At 71.0% G+C, this 16,878-nt stretch carries 13 protein-coding genes; 3 read left to right on the top strand and 10 right to left on the bottom strand.

What is annotated here, in order from left to right; translation table 11 throughout:
- Nucleotides 1-35: 35 nt before the first annotated feature.
- The 3 genes from M3M27_RS05140 to M3M27_RS05130 all read right to left on the bottom strand — a co-directional run bounded on the left by M3M27_RS05140 (nucleotide 36) and on the right by M3M27_RS05130 (nucleotide 3,846).
- A complete protein-coding gene (locus tag M3M27_RS05140) occupies nucleotides 36-2,087 on the bottom strand; it encodes a TonB-dependent copper receptor (RefSeq protein ID WP_434027367.1) in 2,052 nt (683 codons plus the stop codon).
- A gap of 73 nt (nucleotides 2,088-2,160) precedes the next feature.
- Nucleotides 2,161-2,607, bottom strand: coding sequence for a DUF2946 family protein (locus M3M27_RS05135; RefSeq protein ID WP_434027366.1), 447 nt, complete (start codon nucleotides 2,605-2,607; stop codon nucleotides 2,161-2,163).
- Nucleotides 2,608-2,865: 258 nt separating this feature from the next.
- Nucleotides 2,866-3,846 carry a LysR family transcriptional regulator gene (locus tag M3M27_RS05130; protein ID WP_140719408.1) on the bottom strand — a complete coding sequence of 327 codons (981 nt, stop codon included), beginning with the start codon at nucleotides 3,844-3,846 and terminating at the stop codon, nucleotides 2,866-2,868.
- A gap of 169 nt (nucleotides 3,847-4,015) precedes the next feature.
- On the opposite strand from M3M27_RS05130, the gene cobA reads away from it, so the two are divergent.
- Together cobA and cysK are read left to right on the top strand one after the other, a co-directional pair.
- Entirely contained in the window at nucleotides 4,016-5,245 is a 1,230-nt protein-coding gene (gene cobA / locus M3M27_RS05125; RefSeq protein WP_434027365.1) for a uroporphyrinogen-III C-methyltransferase, read from the top strand.
- Between the two features lie 21 nt (nucleotides 5,246-5,266).
- A complete protein-coding gene (cysK, locus tag M3M27_RS05120; protein WP_140719412.1) occupies nucleotides 5,267-6,226 on the top strand; it encodes a cysteine synthase A in 960 nt (319 codons plus the stop codon).
- 58 nt (nucleotides 6,227-6,284) lie between these two features.
- On the opposite strand, the gene M3M27_RS05115 is transcribed toward cysK, so the two are convergent.
- Nucleotides 6,285-6,470 (bottom strand): DUF6624 domain-containing protein, encoded by a 186-nt coding sequence (locus M3M27_RS05115; RefSeq protein ID WP_434027364.1) that lies wholly within the window; start codon nucleotides 6,468-6,470, stop codon nucleotides 6,285-6,287.
- Nucleotides 6,471-7,054: 584 nt separating this feature from the next.
- Between M3M27_RS05115 and M3M27_RS05110 the strand changes: the two genes are divergently transcribed.
- Entirely contained in the window at nucleotides 7,055-7,600 is a 546-nt protein-coding gene (locus tag M3M27_RS05110; RefSeq protein ID WP_434027363.1) for an O-acetyl-ADP-ribose deacetylase, read from the top strand.
- A 199-nt stretch (nucleotides 7,601-7,799) separates the two neighbouring features.
- Here the strand turns inward: M3M27_RS05110 and M3M27_RS05105 are convergent, their stop codons facing one another.
- The 6 genes from M3M27_RS05105 to M3M27_RS05080 all read right to left on the bottom strand — a co-directional run bounded on the left by M3M27_RS05105 (nucleotide 7,800) and on the right by M3M27_RS05080 (nucleotide 16,785).
- Nucleotides 7,800-8,804, bottom strand: a complete 1,005-nt coding sequence (locus M3M27_RS05105) for a class I fructose-bisphosphate aldolase (RefSeq protein ID WP_140719419.1) — start codon at nucleotides 8,802-8,804, stop codon at nucleotides 7,800-7,802.
- A gap of 207 nt (nucleotides 8,805-9,011) precedes the next feature.
- A complete protein-coding gene (gene pyk / locus M3M27_RS05100; RefSeq protein ID WP_140719421.1) occupies nucleotides 9,012-10,478 on the bottom strand; it encodes a pyruvate kinase in 1,467 nt (488 codons plus the stop codon).
- A gap of 201 nt (nucleotides 10,479-10,679) precedes the next feature.
- Nucleotides 10,680-11,318 (bottom strand): HAD family hydrolase, encoded by a 639-nt coding sequence (locus M3M27_RS05095; RefSeq protein WP_140719423.1) that lies wholly within the window; start codon nucleotides 11,316-11,318, stop codon nucleotides 10,680-10,682.
- Between the two features lie 250 nt (nucleotides 11,319-11,568).
- On the bottom strand, nucleotides 11,569-12,741 hold the full coding sequence (locus M3M27_RS05090) for a phosphoglycerate kinase (RefSeq protein WP_434027362.1): 1,173 nt from the start codon (nucleotides 12,739-12,741) through the stop codon (nucleotides 11,569-11,571).
- A 94-nt stretch (nucleotides 12,742-12,835) separates the two neighbouring features.
- Entirely contained in the window at nucleotides 12,836-14,158 is a 1,323-nt protein-coding gene (locus tag M3M27_RS05085) for a DUF3999 domain-containing protein (RefSeq protein WP_434027361.1), read from the bottom strand.
- Nucleotides 14,155-16,785 (bottom strand): DUF2339 domain-containing protein, encoded by a 2,631-nt coding sequence (locus M3M27_RS05080; RefSeq protein WP_434027360.1) that lies wholly within the window; start codon nucleotides 16,783-16,785, stop codon nucleotides 14,155-14,157. Before M3M27_RS05080 ends, M3M27_RS05085 begins: the two co-directional genes overlap by 4 nt.
- Between the last annotated feature and the right edge of the window lie 93 nt (nucleotides 16,786-16,878).

Raw genomic sequence — 16,878 nt, 5'->3', positions numbered from 1 at the left:
CGCGGCGGCGCAATGCCGGCGCGCCGCGGACGGGATCAGAAGGTGTAGTCGAGCTTCAGCCAGGCATTGCGCCCGGGTTCGTGGATGCGCACCGGATCGGCCGGATAGCCGAAGTCCGCGCTGCCGGCCAGGTTCAGGTGCTCGCTGTAATCGCGGTCGAGGAGGTTGTCCACGCCGGCGGTCACGCGCATCGCGTCGCTGATCCGGTAGCCGGCATTGAGCGCAAGCGTGGCGAAGCCGGCGCTCTCGCCGAGATCCTGCCCGACCACGTTGCCTTCGCCCACCGCCACCCGGCCCTGGCGCGCCACCGCACGCAACAACAGGCCGGCCGACCAGCGCCGGCCCTGCCAGTCCGCGCTGAAGCGCGACTCCAGCGGCGGCATCTGCGGCAAGGCGGAACCGTCGCTGCGGTTCTCGCCCCAGGCATGGGCGAGCGTCCCGCCAAGCTTCCAGCCGCCCCGCAGGCGCCAGTCCAGTCCCGCTTCGGCCCCGGCGATGCTTGCATCGACGTTACGCGCGGTGCTGCTTGTCCCCATCATCCCGCCCGCGGCGTAGGCGAACAGGATGTAGTCGTCGATGCGGCCGGCATAGGCAGAGACCCAGGCATCCACGCGCTCGCCGCGATACTGCAGGCCGAGATCGAGCTGGGTGGTCCTTTCCGGCCGCACGCCGGCGAAGGCATTGGCCGCCCCGTCCGGGCCGCGGTCCGCGGAGAACAGCTCCCAGTAATCCGGCATGCGTTCGCTGTGGCCCAACCCGGCATACCAGCCGATGCCACCGCCAAGATCTCCTTCGCGGCGCAGGAAGCCGCTGCCCAGGCGCTCCTTGCGGGCCTGCCCGGCGGTGGGATTGGGCATCGCCATCATGCCGATGGTGGCGCGCTCGTCCCTCGCCTCCGCGCGGTCGACGCGCAAACCCGCCACCCAGCGCGCGGCGGTACCGGCGCCGAAGGTGATCTCCGAGAACGCTCCCAGGTTGGCCAGGCGCGCGTCCACGCGCCAGGGCATCGCCCGGTAGGCGCCGCGCCCCATCGCGCTGCGGTCGCGATGGCGGCTGTCCTGGACGTCGATGCCGGCGACCAGCTCGACATCGCCCCAGCGCCACTCGGACGCGATGCGTCCTCCGGTCGTGCGGCGATCCACGTTCGCGGCCATCGCCATCGGCATCGACGAATCCGGGTTGGGCCTGCGCAGCGTGTAGTTATCCATCACGTGGTCGGCCTCGTTGTAGTAGGCGTTGGCCGACAGCGATTGCCAGGTTTCCGACAAGTGCCGTTTCTCGAAGCGCGCGCCGTAGCTGGTGCGGCGGAACCGGGCCCCGTCCATGCCGCGCCCGGCATAGCGCGCCAGCGCATCGCCGGTACCGGCCGACAGTTCCAGCACCGTATCGGCATCGGGCGTCCATCCCACGGCGACGTCGCTGTTCCACTTGCGCCAGCGCGACGGCACCACGTCGCCGCGTCCATCGGTGTAGTCGTCGGACTCGGAACGGTTCCCGTCCAGGCGCACGTAACCGAGCGGGCCGCCGGCGGTCGCCCCGAGTGCCTGGTCGTTGCGGTCGCGCGAGCCGGCCAGCGCACTGGCGTTGCCTTCCAGCGCGGCGGTTTCGAAATGCGGCGCATCGCGTTCGAAGCGCACCGTTCCCGCCGAGGCACCCGGGCCCCAACGCACGGTCTGCGGCCCCTTGACGATGGTCAGCCGGTCGTAGGTTTCCGGCGCGATGTAGGACAACGGGTTGTCCATGCGCGCCGGGCAGGCACCGACGAGACTGCCGTCGTTGCTGAGCACGTTGAGCCGCGAGCCGAACATCCCGCGCAGCACCGGATCGCCGTTGGTGCCGCCGTTGCGGACGATCGCGAAGCCGGGGACGGTCTTCAGGTAGTCGGCGCCATCGCTGGCCGGCACCGGCTGGCGCGGCAGCTTCGGGTCGGTGGTCCAGGTCAACGGCGTGGACGGCGCGCTGTGGGTGACCACCAGCGTATCGAGGGTCTTGGCCGGGTCGTCCGCACGCGCCGGCGGCGAACCCAGGGAAAGCAGGATGCAACAGGACAACGCCACCGGCGCTGGCGCTTGGAAACGGGCAATCATTGCGATGCACTCCGGAAGAACGCGGATGCGCACGGCGCCCTGCGGGCACCGCGCGGAAAATGCAGGCGTGTCGTCAGGCGTGCAGCGGAGGACCGCGCGGCACCGCCGCCGGCCAGTACGTCGAAGCAGGGGCGATCGCGGCGAAGCGCAACCCGGGCGCCATCGCACGCAGCAGCGGCAGCACCAGCGGGGCCACCGCGAGCCACAGCAACAACCGCGCGGCGAGTACGCAGTAATCGCAGGCGAAGCCATGCTCGGCATGGCCGGACCCGTCGTCCGGCGCATGCCCGCCGCCGTGCGCCTCGCCGGCGGCCGTTGCCATCGCGTGGCCGGCATGCGCGCTGTCCATCGCGGGCGACGCGAGCGCGGCCACCCGCAAGCCCTCGGTGGTGCACAGCGCCTGCGGATCGGGAGGCGCCGCTTGCAGCCATCGGCTCACCAGCGGCGCGCACACCATCAGCAGCGTCGCGACGAACGCGAACCGGTGCATGGCGGCGAGGAACGGCCGGGAGCGGATCATCCCGGCATGATAGCCATCCGGTCCGTGCGTCCGATGCGACGAACGGTCGCAGGTTCCCGGCGGTCGTGGGCGTGCTTCACGACCCTGCGTCGAAGGGGTCATCCCGCCTGGTGCAATACCTCGGCAATGCCCCTCGGGACCGGAGTCCCTCCCACAAGGCTTTGCTGGGCCCCTGGCGCATCGGCGCTTCCGCGGCGCGGATCGGACTCCCTCCCGGTTCCGGGCACGAATCATGGCGCCGCCGCGCGGAACCCGCGACTAGCTGGTGATCGTCTGGGTCAGCGATTCCCAGCTCGGCGGCTCCGGCCAGTTCGCTTCCTGGTTGCCGTCGAGCACCCGCCGCAGGTCGCGCTTGTCGATCTGCGGCGCCAGCACGTGCACCAGTTCCAGCGCGTAGTCGCGCAGCACGCGATCGCGCGGCAGCACCGCCCACGCGATGCACTCGGCGATCGGCGCCGGTGCCGCCCACGCGCGCAGGTCGGTGTCGTTGGCGGTGATCGCCATCTCGGCGACCAGGCCGACCCCCAGCCCGGCGCGCACGTAGGTCTTGATCAGGTCGGCATCGAGCGCGGTCAGCGCCAGCCGCGGCTCCAGCCCGACCTGGGCGAAGGCGCGCTGCAGGGACGACCCCGGCCGCGTCGAGGATTCGTAGCTGATCAACGGCTGCTCCGCCAGCGCCTGCATGTCCGGCGCGGACTTGCGGTCCAGCGCGTGCCCGCGCGGCACGATCACCAGTCGCCGCCAACGGTACAGCGGTACCGCGACGCCGGCGCTCGGCTCGCCGCCGGCGGTGCTGACCACCGCGATGTCGGCGTCGCCCTGGCTGAGCAGGTCCAGCGCATCGCTCTCGGCCGCCTGCTGCAGGTGCACGCTGACCTGCGGATAGGCGTGCTTGATCTGCGCCACCGCCGGCGGCAGCACGAAGCGCGCCTGGGTATGGGTGGTGGTCAGGGTCAGCTGGCCCTGGGCCTCGCGCCGCTGGTTGGCGGCGTAGGTGCGGATGTTGTTGGCCTCGGCCAGCACCGCGCGGGCACGCTCGATCACCTCCACGCCGGCCGGGGTCACCGACTCCAGGCTGCGCCCCTTGCGCACGAACAGCAGGAAGCCCAGCTCGTCCTCGAGCTGCTTGAGTTGCTTGGACAGGCCGGGCTGGGTGGCATGCACGCGCGCGGCGGCGAGCGTGATGTTCAGCTCGGCATCGGCGATGGCCACCAGGTAGCGAAGTTGGGTCAGCGTCATCGGCGTGGTTCGGAGTCCAGAGACCGGCACGCGGAGGTGCCGTGCTTCGTGAGGGAGTCGCACCAGGACCCGGTACGTGGATATGCCGGGTTCTTGTGGGGAATTCGCTCCAGAGACTGTAGTGGAGTTCGCTCGTGCAGCTTATAACCGAAAGCTATTTACTGCATTCATGAAGTCATTTCCGACGGCTATAAGCGGGGTTTACGGTCACGGCCTTCCCTTCCCGCCATTCGCCCCTGTGACCGCCGCCCCGTTCCCCCTGTTCGCCGACCTGCGTGATCGCCCGGTGCTGGTAGTCGGCGGCGGCGCAGTGGCCGAGCGCCGGACCGAGGCGCTGTTGCAGGCAGGCGCGCGTCCGCTGGTCGGCGCGCCGGCGCTCACCCCGGCGCTGGGGCGCTGGGCCGAGGCCGGTCGCGTACGCTGGCTGGCCGGCGAGTTCGACGAAGCATGGCTGGACGAGCCGGTCTGGCTGGTGGTCCTCGCCGATGCCGATGCCCGGCTCGCCGGCGCGGTCGCCGCCGCCGCCGAGCCCCGCCGGCTGCTGGTCGAAAGGAGCACGGATACCCCGGCCGCCGCCCCGTCGCGCCGCGCCCGTCCCGGTTCGGTGACGCTGGTCGGCGCCGGCCCCGGCGATCCCGGGCTGCTTACGCTCAATGCGTTGCGCGCGCTCGGCGAGGCCGACGTGATCCTGCACGACCGGCTGGTCAGCGAGGCGGTACTGCGCCTGGCCCGGCCTGGCGCCGAGCGCATCGAGGTCGGCAAGTCGGCGCAGGGCCACAGCACCCGCCAGGAACACATCCACGCACTGATGCTCGAACACGCCAGGCGCGGCCGGCGTGTGGTGCGGCTCAAGGGCGGCGACCCGTTCGTGTTCGGCCGCGGCGGCGAGGAACTGGAATTCCTGCACGACCACGACATCGCCTTCGAGGTCGTGCCCGGCATCACCGCCGCGCTGGCCTGCGGCGCCTACGCCGGAATCCCGCTCACCCACCGCGACCACGCGCAATCGCTGCGCCTGGTCACCGCGCACTGCAAGGACTCGCTGGACACGTTGGATTGGCAGGCGCTGGGCCAGGACCGGCAGACCCTGGCGTTCTACATGGGAGTGGCCGGGCTGGACACGATCCAGCAGCGCCTGCTGCAGGCCGGCCGCAGCGCCGCCACGCCGTTCGCGATCGTCGAGAACGGCTCGCGGCCCGAGCAGCGCGTCGTCACCGGGACGCTCGCCGACCTGCCCGGCACCGCACGCCTGCACGCGGTGCGCTCGCCCGCCCTGCTGGTGGTCGGCGAAGTCGCCGCGCTGGCCGGCCGCCTGCACTGGTTCGGCCCTGCCCCGCTCGCCGCCTCGTCCTCACCTTCCGCAAAGCCCGCCTCGCCCACGCTGGCGAACGCCGCCTGACCTGTCCACGGAGACCCTCGCATGCCCATCTACGACAGCATCCTCGACACCATCGGCCGCACTCCGGTGGTCAAGCTCAACCGCATCGCGCCCACGGGCAAGACCCTCTACGCCAAGGTCGAGTCGTTCAACCCCGGCGGCTCGGTCAAGGACCGCCTGGCCCTGGCGATCATCCTCGACGCCGAGCAGCGCGGCCTGCTCAAGCCCGGCGACACCATCGTCGAGGCCACCTCGGGCAACACCGGCGTGGCGCTGGCGATGGTCGCCGCCGCGCGCGGCTACAAGTTCGTCGCCACGATGGTGGAGACGTTCTCGATCGAACGCCGCAAGCTGATGCGCGCCTACGGCGCCAAGGTGATCCTGACCCCGGCCGCCGAACGCGGCAGCGGCATGGTCCGCAAGGCCAGGGAACTGGCCGAGAAGCATGGCTGGTTCCTCGCCAGCCAGTTCGCGAATCCCGCCAACCCGGCGTACCACCGCAACACCACCGCGCCGGAAATCCTGCGCGACTTCGCCGGCCAGCGCTTGGACTACTTCGTCACCGGCTGGGGCACCGGCGGCACCCTCACCGGCGTCGGCCAGGTGCTCAAGGTCGCCCGCCCCGAGGTGAAGATCGTCGCCACCGAACCAGCCGGCGCCGCGCTGCTGAAGGGCGACGAATGGAAACCCCACAAGATCCAGGGCTGGACCCCGGACTTCGTGCCGGACGTGCTCGACCGCGAGGTCTACGACGAGCTGTACAGCATCAGCGACGAGCGTGCGATCGAGACCTCGCGCCGGCTCGCCGCCGAGGAAGGCATCTTCGTCGGCATCTCCGCCGGCGCGACCGTCGCCACCGCGCTGGAAGTGGCGGAAAAGGCGCCGGAGGGCTCGGTGCTGCTGGCCGTGCTGCCCGACACCGGCGAGCGCTACTTCTCCACCCCGTTGTTCGCCGACATCAACGAGGGCAGCGACGACGAGTGGCTGGCCGGCCTGCCCTGAGCGCGCCGCAACGTCCCGCCCCGCCAGACGCCGCCCTCGGGCGGCGTCTGCGCATGGGTCATCGTTCGAGCGGCGGCAGGCCGACTTCCGCGCGGCGTCCGGCCAGCGCTTCCGGCGCCTCGACCGGGAACAGCGTCCCGTCGGCCCGGCGCTGGGTGCCGAAACGCTGCGGCTGTCCTGCCAGGACGCGGTCGCGGTCCACGAACATCGCCCAGTCGGCCCGGTCGTAGTGTCCCGCGTCCACCGCGGCCTGCATCCCTTCGAGGAACCAGGCGCGGTACGCGCGATCGGTCGAATGCTGGCGACCAGGAACGCCGCCCCGGCCGCCTCGGCCCCGACCGTGTCCCGGTCCGGAAAACCCCGCCGTTCGACCAGCGTGCGCAGGGCCTGTTCGTTCCGCCGCTGCACCTGCGCAAGCTCCTGCGCGGCCTGCCTGGCGAGCGCGGGATCCCGCTGCAGTTCGGCCGGGGTATGGCGCGCCCGCCATGCCTCGCGGGCGTCCTGGTCGGTCCTGCCCAGCTCCAGCAGCGCCGCCGCGTAGGATGCGTCGGCTCGCTCGCCGGCATGCGCGGCCGGGAAAGCGCACGACAGCAACAGGGCCATGGCGGCAGGGCGAAGGAAAACGGTGCGGTGCTTCATCGGTCTCGGTCCTTGTGAACGAAGCGGCCTGGGCGGCAGCGGCGCCGGGCCCGGGACGACGGACCACCGCGACCCATGCAAGTTCCCCCGCTCGCCTCTCCCGGCGTCTCACTCCGGGAGACAGCTTCGGCTCATGCTGGCCGGCTTCCGCTCACGGTTCGCTCATCCTCATCGCATGAAGATCGCCGCATGAACGTCGAAGTCTGGCAGGGCGACATCACCGACCTGGACGTGGACGCCATCGTCAACGCCGCCAACGAGTCCCTGCTCGGCGGCGGCGGCGTGGACGGCGCGATCCATCGCGCGGCCGGCCCGGGCCTGCTGGAGGAATGCCGCCAGTTGCCGGAACTCCGGCCGGGCGTGCGTTGCCCCACCGGCGAGGTGCGCGCGACCGGCGGGCACCGGCTCAAGGCGCGCCATGTCCTGCACACGGTCGGGCCGGTGTGGCGCGACGGCCACCACGACGAGCCCGCGTTGCTGGCCAATTGCTACTGGCAGTCGCTGAAGCTGGCCGAACAGATGGGCCTGCATTCGATCGCCTTTCCCGCGATCAGTTGCGGCGTGTTCGGCTATCCGCTGCACCAGGCGGCCAGGATCGCCGCCACCGAAACGTTGGCCTGGCAGAAGTCGCACGCGGTGCCGAAGCGCATCCTGCTGGTCGCCTACAACGAGGCCACCGCCAAGGCATTGCAACAGGCCGTGCTGATGGCCCAGCGCGAGAGCAACGCGGCCTGAGGCCGCGGCTTTCCGTTGTGTATGGAAGGGGGCTTCAGTCCGCCCCGCAGGGTCAGTGAGCCGTGGCACCCGCCGCGTCGCCACGCGGGGCGATGTCCCCGTCGAGCGCCGTTCTGCGAGGGGCCCTCCACGAGATTCCCGCCAGCGCGGGACACATACGAGAACGCCGGCTTGCGCCGGCGTTCCTGTTCTTGCTGGATCAGCCCTTCCACTGCCCCTGGGCAGCCAGGCCGTTCTCCTTGGCGCGTTCGTAGACGATCTGCTGGGCCTTGGCGAAGTTGCCCTTCATGTCCTGCGACCACAGCTTCAGCGCGGCCTGCTGCATCGCGCGGCCGTAGGAGAAGCTCAGCGGCCACGGCAGGTTGCCGAGCTTGTTCATCGCGTTGAGGTGCGCGGTGGACTGCTCGTCGGTCTGACCGCCGGACAGGAACACGATGCCCGGCAGGATCGCCGGCACGGTCGACTTCAGGCACATCACGGTGGACTCGGCCACTTCCTCGACGCCGGCCTGCTCGGGGCAGTCCTTGCCGGAGATCACCATCGAGGCCTTCAGGATGGTGCCCTCGAGCACGACGTTCTGCTCGTACAGCGCGCCGAACAGCGAACGCAGCGTGGCCTCGGTGACCTCGTAGCAGGTCTCGATGTCGTGGTCGCCGTCCATGATCACCTCGGGCTCCACCATCGGCACCAGGCCCTGCTCCTGGCACAGCGCAGCGTAGCGCGCCAGCGCATGGGCGTTGGCCTCGATGCAGGTGCCCGACGGGATGTCCTCGCCGATGTTGATCACCGCGCGCCACTTGGCGAAACGCGCGCCGAGCTTGTAGTACTCCTCCAGGCGCGCGCGCAGGCCGTCCAGGCCCTCGGTCACCAATTCGCCCGGGCAGCCGGCCAGCGGATGGGCGCCCTTGTCGACCTTGATGCCCGGGATGATGCCGTGCTCGGCCATGTACTTCGGGAACGGCACGCCGTCCTTGGTGGACTGGCGGATGGTTTCGTCGAACAGGATCGCGCCGGAGATGTAGTCGCTCAGCTTCGGCGTGGTCAGCAGCAGCTCGCGGTAGGCGCGGCGGTTCTCCTCGATGTTCTCGATGCCCACCCCGGCGAAGCGCTTGGCGATGGTGCTGGTGGACTCGTCGATGGCGATGATGCCCTTGCCAGGGGCAACCATGGCCTGTGCGGTTTCGGCAAGCTGTTCGATGCTCATGTAGTTCCTGTGGCAGCAGCGGGGGAGACCGCAATTATAGCCGGGCGGAACGTACACATTCCGTCATGGAATGGCGTGCAAACGATTACAGCTCAATTGGATATGTGAGCGGCTGCGCTGTCTGCACCCGCAATCACCGCACAAGGATAGGCAGGGTTCCGCAGGAGCCGCTCTACGAGCCGCTCCCGCGGATGGCCCCGCCTCGGATTACAGCTCGCCGAGGCCGCTGGCGCGGCCGTCCGGGCCGACCTCGAGCAGGCGCAGGGTATTGGTCGCGCCGTGGGTTTCCATGTGCTCGCCGCTGGTGAACACCACGCGGTCGCCCGGCCCCATGCGGCCGCCGTCGACCAGCAGGCGGATCGCCGCGCGCGCGGCCTCGCGCGGGGTCAGGCCGCGGCTGTCGAAGCTGATCGGGAACACGCCGCGCATCAGCGCCATGCGCCGGCGCGCGCCGTCGTGGCGGGTGAACGCGTAGATCGGCACGTTGGAGCGGAACCGCGACAGGAAGCGCGGGGTGCCGCCGTTCTCGGTCAGCGCGACCACGCCGCCCAGGTTGATGTGCTCGGACAGGAACATCGTCGCCATCGCGATCGCCTGGTCGGCACGCTCCAGGTTGCGCTGGGCGGCCTCGAAGTCGGTGTCCATCTCGAACTGGCGCTCGGCGCCCAGGCAGATGCGCGCCAGCGCCTCCACCGCCTTGACCGGATAGGCGCCGGCGGCGGACTCGGCCGACAGCATCACTGCGTCGGTGCCGTCGATCACCGCGTTGGCCACGTCGAGCACCTCGGCGCGGGTCGGGATCGGGCTCTCCACCATCGACTGCAGCATCTGGGTCGCGGTGATGACGATCTTGTTGCGCGCCAGCGACTCCTTGATGATCTTCTTCTGCAGGCCCGGCAGCTCGGCGTCGCCGATCTCCACGCCGAGGTCGCCGCGCGCGACCATCACCACGTCGGAGGCCTCGACGATCTCGCTGAGGTTCTCGATCGCCTCGGTGCGCTCGATCTTCGACACCAGCCAGGCATCGCTGCCGTGCGACTGGGCGATGCGGCGCGCCTCGTTCATGTCGTCGGCGTTGCGGCAGAACGACACCGCGATGAAGTCCACGCCGATCTTGGCGACGATGCCGATCAGCTCCTTGTCGCGCTCGGTCAGCGCGCCCAGCGACAGGCCGCCGCCCTGCTTGTTCAGGCCCTTGCGATCGGACAGCACGCCGTCGTTGAGCACCGTGGTGACGATGCGCTCGCCCTGTACCTCGACCACGCGCAGTTGCATCAGCCCGTCGTCGAGCAGCAGCACGTCGCCGGGGCCGACGTCCTTCGGCAGGCCCAGGTAGCTCACGCCGACCTGGGTGGCGTCGCCGGGAGCGGCGTTGGCGTCGGCGACCAGGTCGAAGCGGTCGCCCGCCTTCAGCACGACCTTGCCTTCGGCGAAGCGCTCGATGCGGATCTTGGGGCCCGGCAGGTCGGCCAGGATGCCGACCTCGGCGCCGACGCGCGCGGCGGCGGCGCGGACTTCCGCGGCACGCTTGGCCTGCCCGGACGGATCGCCGTGGCTGAAGTTCAGGCGCACCACGTTGACACCGGCGCGGAACAGCTCCTCGAGCACGCCCGGGGGATCGGTGGCCGGGCCGAGGGTGGCGAGAATTCTGGTGCGGCGCTGGCGTTCGATCATGGCGGTGTGGGCTCCCCCGGAAAAGTCCGGAAAAGTAGCACAGCTGCACGCTTTGCAGGATGGCATTGCGGAATAGCCCCGACGCGAATGCGGCATGTCTTGCATGCCATGCGGGACCGCATGGAGACATCGCGCGACACCCGCGCCTGGCGCCGATGGCGAAGTGCCCGCCCCGGCACGCCGGCCTGCCGCAGGCGCCCTCTATGCCACCAGTGCGCGCAGCTCGGACGGAACGGTCGCGAGCGCCCCGGCACCGGCCGTGCGCAGTTCGGCCTCGTCGCCGAAGCCCCACAGCACGCCGATGCTGCGCATGCCGTGTGCGTTCGCGCCTTCGATGTCCATCCGGCGGTCGCCGATCATCACGCACTGCGCCGGCTGCAGCGACAACCGGCGCAGCGCCTCGGCGATCAGGTCCACCTTGAAGCGGCGGCTGCCGTCGTCGCTGGTACCGATCACGTCCTCGAAGCAGTCGCCGAACGGCAGGTGCTCGACGATGCGGCGGGCGAAACGCTCGTTCTTCGAGGTGACCACCGCCATGCGATGGCCCGCCGCGCGCAGCGCCGCGATGGTTTCGGGGATGCCGTCGAACACGCTGTGCTCGGTCCAGCCGACGCTGTCGTAGCGGTCGCGATACAGCGCCAGCGCCTGCCCCACCAGCGCCGCGTCGCCGGCGAAATGCTGGTGGAAGCTGTCGCGCAGCGGCGGACCGATCCAGCTGCGCAGCTGCTGCATGGACGGCAGGGCATGGCCCAGCTCGCCGAAGGTATGGACGAGCCCGCCGATGATCCCGGGCTCGGAATCGATCAAGGTGCCGTCGAGGTCGAAGAAGAGGGTTTGCATGGGGAACGAGATCCAGGCTGTTCCCTTCTCCCGGCGGGAGAAGGTGGCGCGAAGCGCCGGATGGGGGTACGGGCGGAGTCGCGCCGCACGGAACTTGCAGTGGAGCAACGATGGACGCGCCGCCACGCGCCCGATAGGAAAACGATCCGGGCATGGGGCTTGAGCAACTCAAGTGCGCGAAGCTTCGTCCGTACCCTCACCCCTCTCCACCGGGAGAGGGGCCAAATCCAACGGAGACGCCAAAGCGGCGTCAGCCGCGCGCTTCCAGCGCCGCGACGGCCGGCAGGGTCTTGCCTTCCAGGAACTCCAGGAACGCGCCGCCGCCGGTGGAGATGTAGCTCACCCGGTCGGCGATGCCGTACTTGTCCACCGCCGCCAGCGTGTCGCCGCCGCCGGCGATGGAGAACGCCGGCGATTCGGCGATCGCCTTCGCCAGCGTCTCGGTGCCCTTGCCGAACGCCTCGAACTCGAACACGCCGACCGGGCCGTTCCACACCACGGTGCCGGCCTTGGCGATCAGCGCCGCGTACGCCGCCGCGGTCTGCGGGCCGATGTCGAGGATCAGGTCGTCCTCGGCCACCGCGTCGACCGCCTTCACCGTCGCCTCCGCGTCCGGCATGAACTGCTTGGCCACCACCACGTCGGTCGGCAGCGGGATGTCGGCGCCGTGCGCCTTGGCCTGGGCGACGATCTTCTTCGCGGTGTCGATCAGGTCCGGTTCGCACAGCGACTTGCCGACGCCGTAGCCGGCCGCGGCGATGAAGGTGTTGGCGATGCCGCCGCCGACGATCAGCTGGTCGACCTTCTCGACGAGGTTGGTCAGCAGCTCCAGCTTGGTCGAGACCTTGCTGCCGGCGACGATCGCCAGCAACGGCTTGGCCGGGTGCTGCAGCGCCTTGGCCAGCGCGTCCAGCTCGGCCATCAGCAACGGGCCGCCGGCCGCCACCGGCGCGAAGCGGATCACGCCGTGCGTGGAGGCCTGGGCGCGATGCGCGGTGCCGAAGGCGTCCATCACGAACACGTCGCACAGCGCGGCGTACTTCTTCGCCAGCGCCTCGTCGTCCTTGCCCTCGCCGACGTTCATGCGGCAGTTCTCCAGCAGCACCACCTGGCCCGGTTGGACCTGCACGCCCTCCACCCAGTCGCGCACCAGCGGCACCTCGGTCTTGAGCAGTTCGGACAGCCGCGCGGCCACCGGCGCCAGCGAGTCCTCCTCGGTCCAGGTGCCTTCCTTCGGGCGGCCCAGGTGCGAGGTCACCATCACCGCCGCGCCCTTCTCCAACGCCGCCTTGATCGTCGGCACCGAGGCGAGGATGCGCTGCTCGGAGGTGATGCGGCCGTTCTCGATCGGCACGTTCAGGTCCTGCCGGATCAATACGCGCTTGCCGGCGAGGTCGAGGTCGGTCATGCGGAGGATGGACATGCGTTTTCCCGTGGCGGAGACAGACCGCTATTGTCCGGCCTCGGCGGCCGAGCGGCAAACGCACGGGCGACTCGCGACGCCCTGCCGGCGGGACTCAATGCCCGGACGGCCCGGATCGTCGCAACAGGCTCAGCGCGAAACCGCCGACCACCAGCGCGCCCAGCACCAGCAGTCCCCACAGGATCCACGTCTTCCAGTCGCGGACCGGCGCCAGCGCGGCATCGCCGGCCAGCTCGCGCGCCGGTTCGCCCACCGCGGCCCGTGCCGGCTGCCATTGCGGCCCCCGTTCGCGCCGCAAGCCATCGAGCAAGGGCTGCAGCGGCGCATCGCTGCGGAACGCCCGCGTGCTGCCTGCGGCCAGCGCGTACGGCGCCTGTCCGCGGGCGACGAACACGAGCGCCTCCGGCTGCCAGCCCAGGCGCAACCGCGGCGGCGTGGAGACCGTCGTGCCTGCGGCGGGCACCAGCCGCCAGTAGCGGTCGCGCGTCGTGGCCAGCACCTGCGGCTCGGAACGTCCGCCTGCGCCAGCCCCCACCCGGTAGGCCAGCCAGGGGCCGGCCCGCGTGATCCAGGTGCCGTCGCGGGCGTCGCGGCTCTGCAGCCGCCATTCCACGGCGTCGTTGCCGTCGCTGGCGACATCGGCCCGCGATATCGGGAACCGGCCATCCATCTCGAACTCGAACCCGCCCTCGCGCGATCGCCCGCCCAGCGTCAGCCATTGCAGCGGCGCGCTCCGGTGCTCCGGCGCCAGTTCGGCCTCGGCCGCGGTCAGTGCCGGCGCCTGCGGCGACAACGCGGTGATGCGCAGGTAGCGGGAACGCGTATCGAGCGGGATGCGGCGTTGCCGCAGGCGTTCGCTGCCGTTGTCCAGTTCCACCAGCGTGGCGTGCGGATCGAGCAGGTGCCAGGTGTTCAGATCGTCGCTGCCCTCGATGCGCAGCTCGGCCTGCAACCGCTGCTGGGCGGGCCAGTCCAGCCGGATCGCCTGCAACGGCTCGCGCAAGGCGCTGGCATCGAGCAACCAGGCCGGCAGGCCCTCGCGCGCGGCCTGCCCCGTGCGCGTCTCGATCCGTCGCACCGCGCCGCTGGCGTCGCGCTCGGCGATCACCTGCAGTTCGCCGCCCCCGGCCGGCACCGGCGGCAAGGCGAACAACGGCAACGCCCGCAGGCGCGGCGCCTGCGATGGCGCGTCCGCCGGCAACAGCGCCGACGGCAGCGGATTGCCGGCCATGTCCAGGGGTTGCAGGTCGGCCAGCGTCGCCTGGCGGACCGTGCGATAGACCGGCCCGGTCAAGGCCACCCGATAGGCGCCCGCATCCGGGTCGTCGAGTTGCAGCGGCCACTGCCGCACATAGTCGCCGCGCACGTCCGCCCATGCCGCCAGCGGCACCAGCAACAACCATCCCAGGCGCTTCATGCCACCTCCTCCCGATTGCCCTGGCGCGGCGGTGCCGGCGCCAGGTAGCCTACGGCCGTGCACAGCAGGCCGTACGCGATGAACGAGCCGATGCCGAGCAGGTTGCCCAGGTGCTGGCGATCGACCAGCACCAGCTTGGCCAGCACCAGCGCCATCAGCAACGCGCCGGCCAGCCATACGCCACGTTGGCCGCGCCGCGAACCGAGCACCCAGCCGATCACGCCCAGGATGCTCCAGGTCACGGTAAGGCTGGTCTGGGCCAGGCTGGACGACAGCAGCGCGCCGTTCCAGGCGATGCCGCCCCAGTGGTGGACGCTGCGCAATACCGTCACGGTCACCAGCACCAGGCCGGCACCGGCCAGCACGAACGCGCGCCGGCCCCGCAACGCCGCCGGCGCATGCGGCGAGCGCAACCAATACGCCAGCAAGACCAGCGCCGCCAACTGCGCCAGTTCGGCCGGATTGAGCAGCGGCAACCACGGCAGGGGCGCCGGCGGCACCGGTGCGGACAGCGCCAGCAACCAGCCCAGCGCGATCACGCCGAACACCACGCAGGCGAACGCGACGCGCAGCCCGTCGAAACTCCGACCCTGCGGCCAGCGCAGCCATGCCCAGCGCAGCAGCGCGAGCGCGGCCAGCAGCAACCACGGCCAGCCGAGCAAGGCCCATTGCCAACCTCCGGCGAGGCCGTGGCGATCGGCCAGCCATGCGCCGGCCAACGAAAGCGCCGCGGGCCACAGCAACAGCCAGGCGAACTGCGCCGCGCCACGGGCCGCGCCGAGGGTGTCGCGCAGGCAGGCCAACGTACGCACGCCCAGCAGCGCGAACGCCAGCCACGCCCAAACGCCGTAATCGCCGAAGGGCTGCGAATGCGCCAGCGTCTGCCACCCGGTTACCGGCAAGGCCAGCGCCAGCGCGACCATCGAGGTCCAGGCCAGTGCGCCGGCCGGCCGCCGGCGGTGCGCCTCCGCCGCCAGCCACGCGCTCGCCGCCAGCCAGGCCAGCACCAGGTCCGGCGCGACGCGCCCGGGCGCGAAACGGCCGATGTCGGCCAGCCAAGCGCACGTCCACCACCCCAGTCCCCACAGATAGGCGACCAGGGCAAGGGAGGAACGAGCGTGGTCGCGCAGGCACCACGCGCTCGCAAGACCGCCGGCCGCGAGCAACAGCGCGCTCATGAAGGTCGGGTTGGCGATGGCGTGCAGGTCGTCCGGTCCGGCAGCCACGCCCCACAGGAAACCGACCGCCGCCGCCAGCTGCAGCAACGGCCCGGCGACCTGCGGCAACAGGCGCCGCTGGCGCAGGCCCAGCCACAGCAAGCCGGCGCCTTCCAGCGCGAACACGCTGGCGGTCGCGCGTGCCGACAACGCCAGCGGCACCGCCAGCGTGGCGAACGCGACCGCGAGTACCGCATGCCCCTGTCCCAGCAACCGCGTGCGTTCGCCGCGCAGCAGCCACGCCGCGAGCGCGGCATGGATCGCCGCCAGGCCAAGCGCGCACAGCGCCAATGCCAGCCGGTCGCCATGCAGCAACCCGGCCTGCAGCGAGAACGCCACCAGCGGCGTGCCGAACAGCAGGCTGCCGTCGATCGCCCGGGCCTGCCCGTCGCCGCGCCGCGCATGCAGCACCGGGATCAGCAGGTAGAACGCGAAGAACAGCAGCAGGAACGGTTCGGTGGTGGCGAAGTGTTCCGGCCGGTAGGCGAGCACGCCCCACAACGTGCCGATGCCGAAGGTGAAACCGAAGCCGACCAGGTTCAGCACGCGCCAGGAACGGAACCACGCGATCGCGAACACCGCGGCGTTGAGCACCGCGTAGTACGAGAACAGCGCGACGTGGCTGCCCTGGCCGGTGGACAGCCAGATCGGCGCGAGGAAACCGGCCAGGATGCCGAGCAGCGCCAGCGTTCGCGATTCCTGCAACACCGCCAGCACGCACAGGCCGGCCACCAGCGCCACGCTCAGCGCGAACGCGGCCGGCGCGGGCAGCAGGCCGCTCAACTTGAACGCCGCGAACACCACCAGCAGCAGCACGCCGATCGCCCCACCCTGCAACGCCAGGGCGAAGCCGCGCCGCCGCTCGCGCTGGCGCCAGCCGAACACCAACCCGCCCAGGGCCGCCGCGGCGATCGCGGCGTAGCGCAATTCCAGCGGCAGCGCCAGCCAGCCCTGGTCGCCGGCGTACTTGAGCAGCGCCGCCACGCCGGCCAGCAGTACCAGCATGCCGACCTTGACCGGCACGTTGCCTTCGGTGAACCAGCGCTTGAGCGCACTCGCCGCCCGTTCCAGCAAGCCAGGACCGCTGGGCGGTACGTCCATGGCAGGGCGCGAAGGCAGCGGAGGCGGCGCGACAGGTTCGGGGGCGGGTGGTTCCGGGGACTCGGCCGCCGCTTCGGACCCGGCTTCCGCGGGCCGCGGCGAAACCGGGGCCGGCCCGTCCCATACCGGGACAGGCGCTGGCGGTACCGGCGCGGACACCGGCCGAGGCGCTGCCTGCCGGAGTTCGGCCAATTGCCGCTCCAGTTCGGAAACGCGGCGTTTCAGGCCCGATATCGAGACCAGCGCCACCAGCAACAGCACCGGCACCGCCAGCACGGCCAATACCACCGCCACGATGATCGTTTCCAAACGTACCCCACGCCGCCAGGCGCCTTCCCTTGTATGCGGCCATGCTACCGCGAGCGCCGCCGGGATGCGGTTTCCCGGGGGCTTGCCCGCGAC

Origin of the sequence: Xanthomonas boreopolis (assembly GCF_046529185.1) — a bacterium.
In the GTDB taxonomy this organism is placed as follows: Bacteria; Pseudomonadota; Gammaproteobacteria; order Xanthomonadales; family Xanthomonadaceae; genus Pseudomonas_S; species Pseudomonas_S boreopolis.
The sequence above is the reverse complement of the archived record's forward strand: the minus strand, read 5'-3'. Positions and strand labels throughout refer to the sequence as shown.

Coding starts and splice junctions, on each gene's coding strand:
- cobA (WP_434027365.1), top strand. CDS start 4,016: ATGAAGTCATTTCCGACGGCTATAAGCGGGGTTTACGGTCACGGCCTT.
- cysK (WP_140719412.1), top strand. CDS start 5,267: ATGCCCATCTACGACAGCATCCTCGACACCATCGGCCGCACTCCGGTG.
- M3M27_RS05090 (WP_434027362.1), bottom strand. CDS start 12,741: ATGTCCATCCTCCGCATGACCGACCTCGACCTCGCCGGCAAGCGCGTA.
- M3M27_RS05140 (WP_434027367.1), bottom strand. CDS start 2,087: ATGATTGCCCGTTTCCAAGCGCCAGCGCCGGTGGCGTTGTCCTGTTGC.
- M3M27_RS05095 (WP_140719423.1), bottom strand. CDS start 11,318: ATGCAAACCCTCTTCTTCGACCTCGACGGCACCTTGATCGATTCCGAG.
- pyk (WP_140719421.1), bottom strand. CDS start 10,478: ATGATCGAACGCCAGCGCCGCACCAGAATTCTCGCCACCCTCGGCCCG.
- M3M27_RS05110 (WP_434027363.1), top strand. CDS start 7,055: ATGAACGTCGAAGTCTGGCAGGGCGACATCACCGACCTGGACGTGGAC.
- M3M27_RS05085 (WP_434027361.1), bottom strand. CDS start 14,158: ATGAAGCGCCTGGGATGGTTGTTGCTGGTGCCGCTGGCGGCATGGGCG.
- M3M27_RS05105 (WP_140719419.1), bottom strand. CDS start 8,804: ATGAGCATCGAACAGCTTGCCGAAACCGCACAGGCCATGGTTGCCCCT.
- M3M27_RS05135 (WP_434027366.1), bottom strand. CDS start 2,607: ATGATCCGCTCCCGGCCGTTCCTCGCCGCCATGCACCGGTTCGCGTTC.
- M3M27_RS05130 (WP_140719408.1), bottom strand. CDS start 3,846: ATGACGCTGACCCAACTTCGCTACCTGGTGGCCATCGCCGATGCCGAG.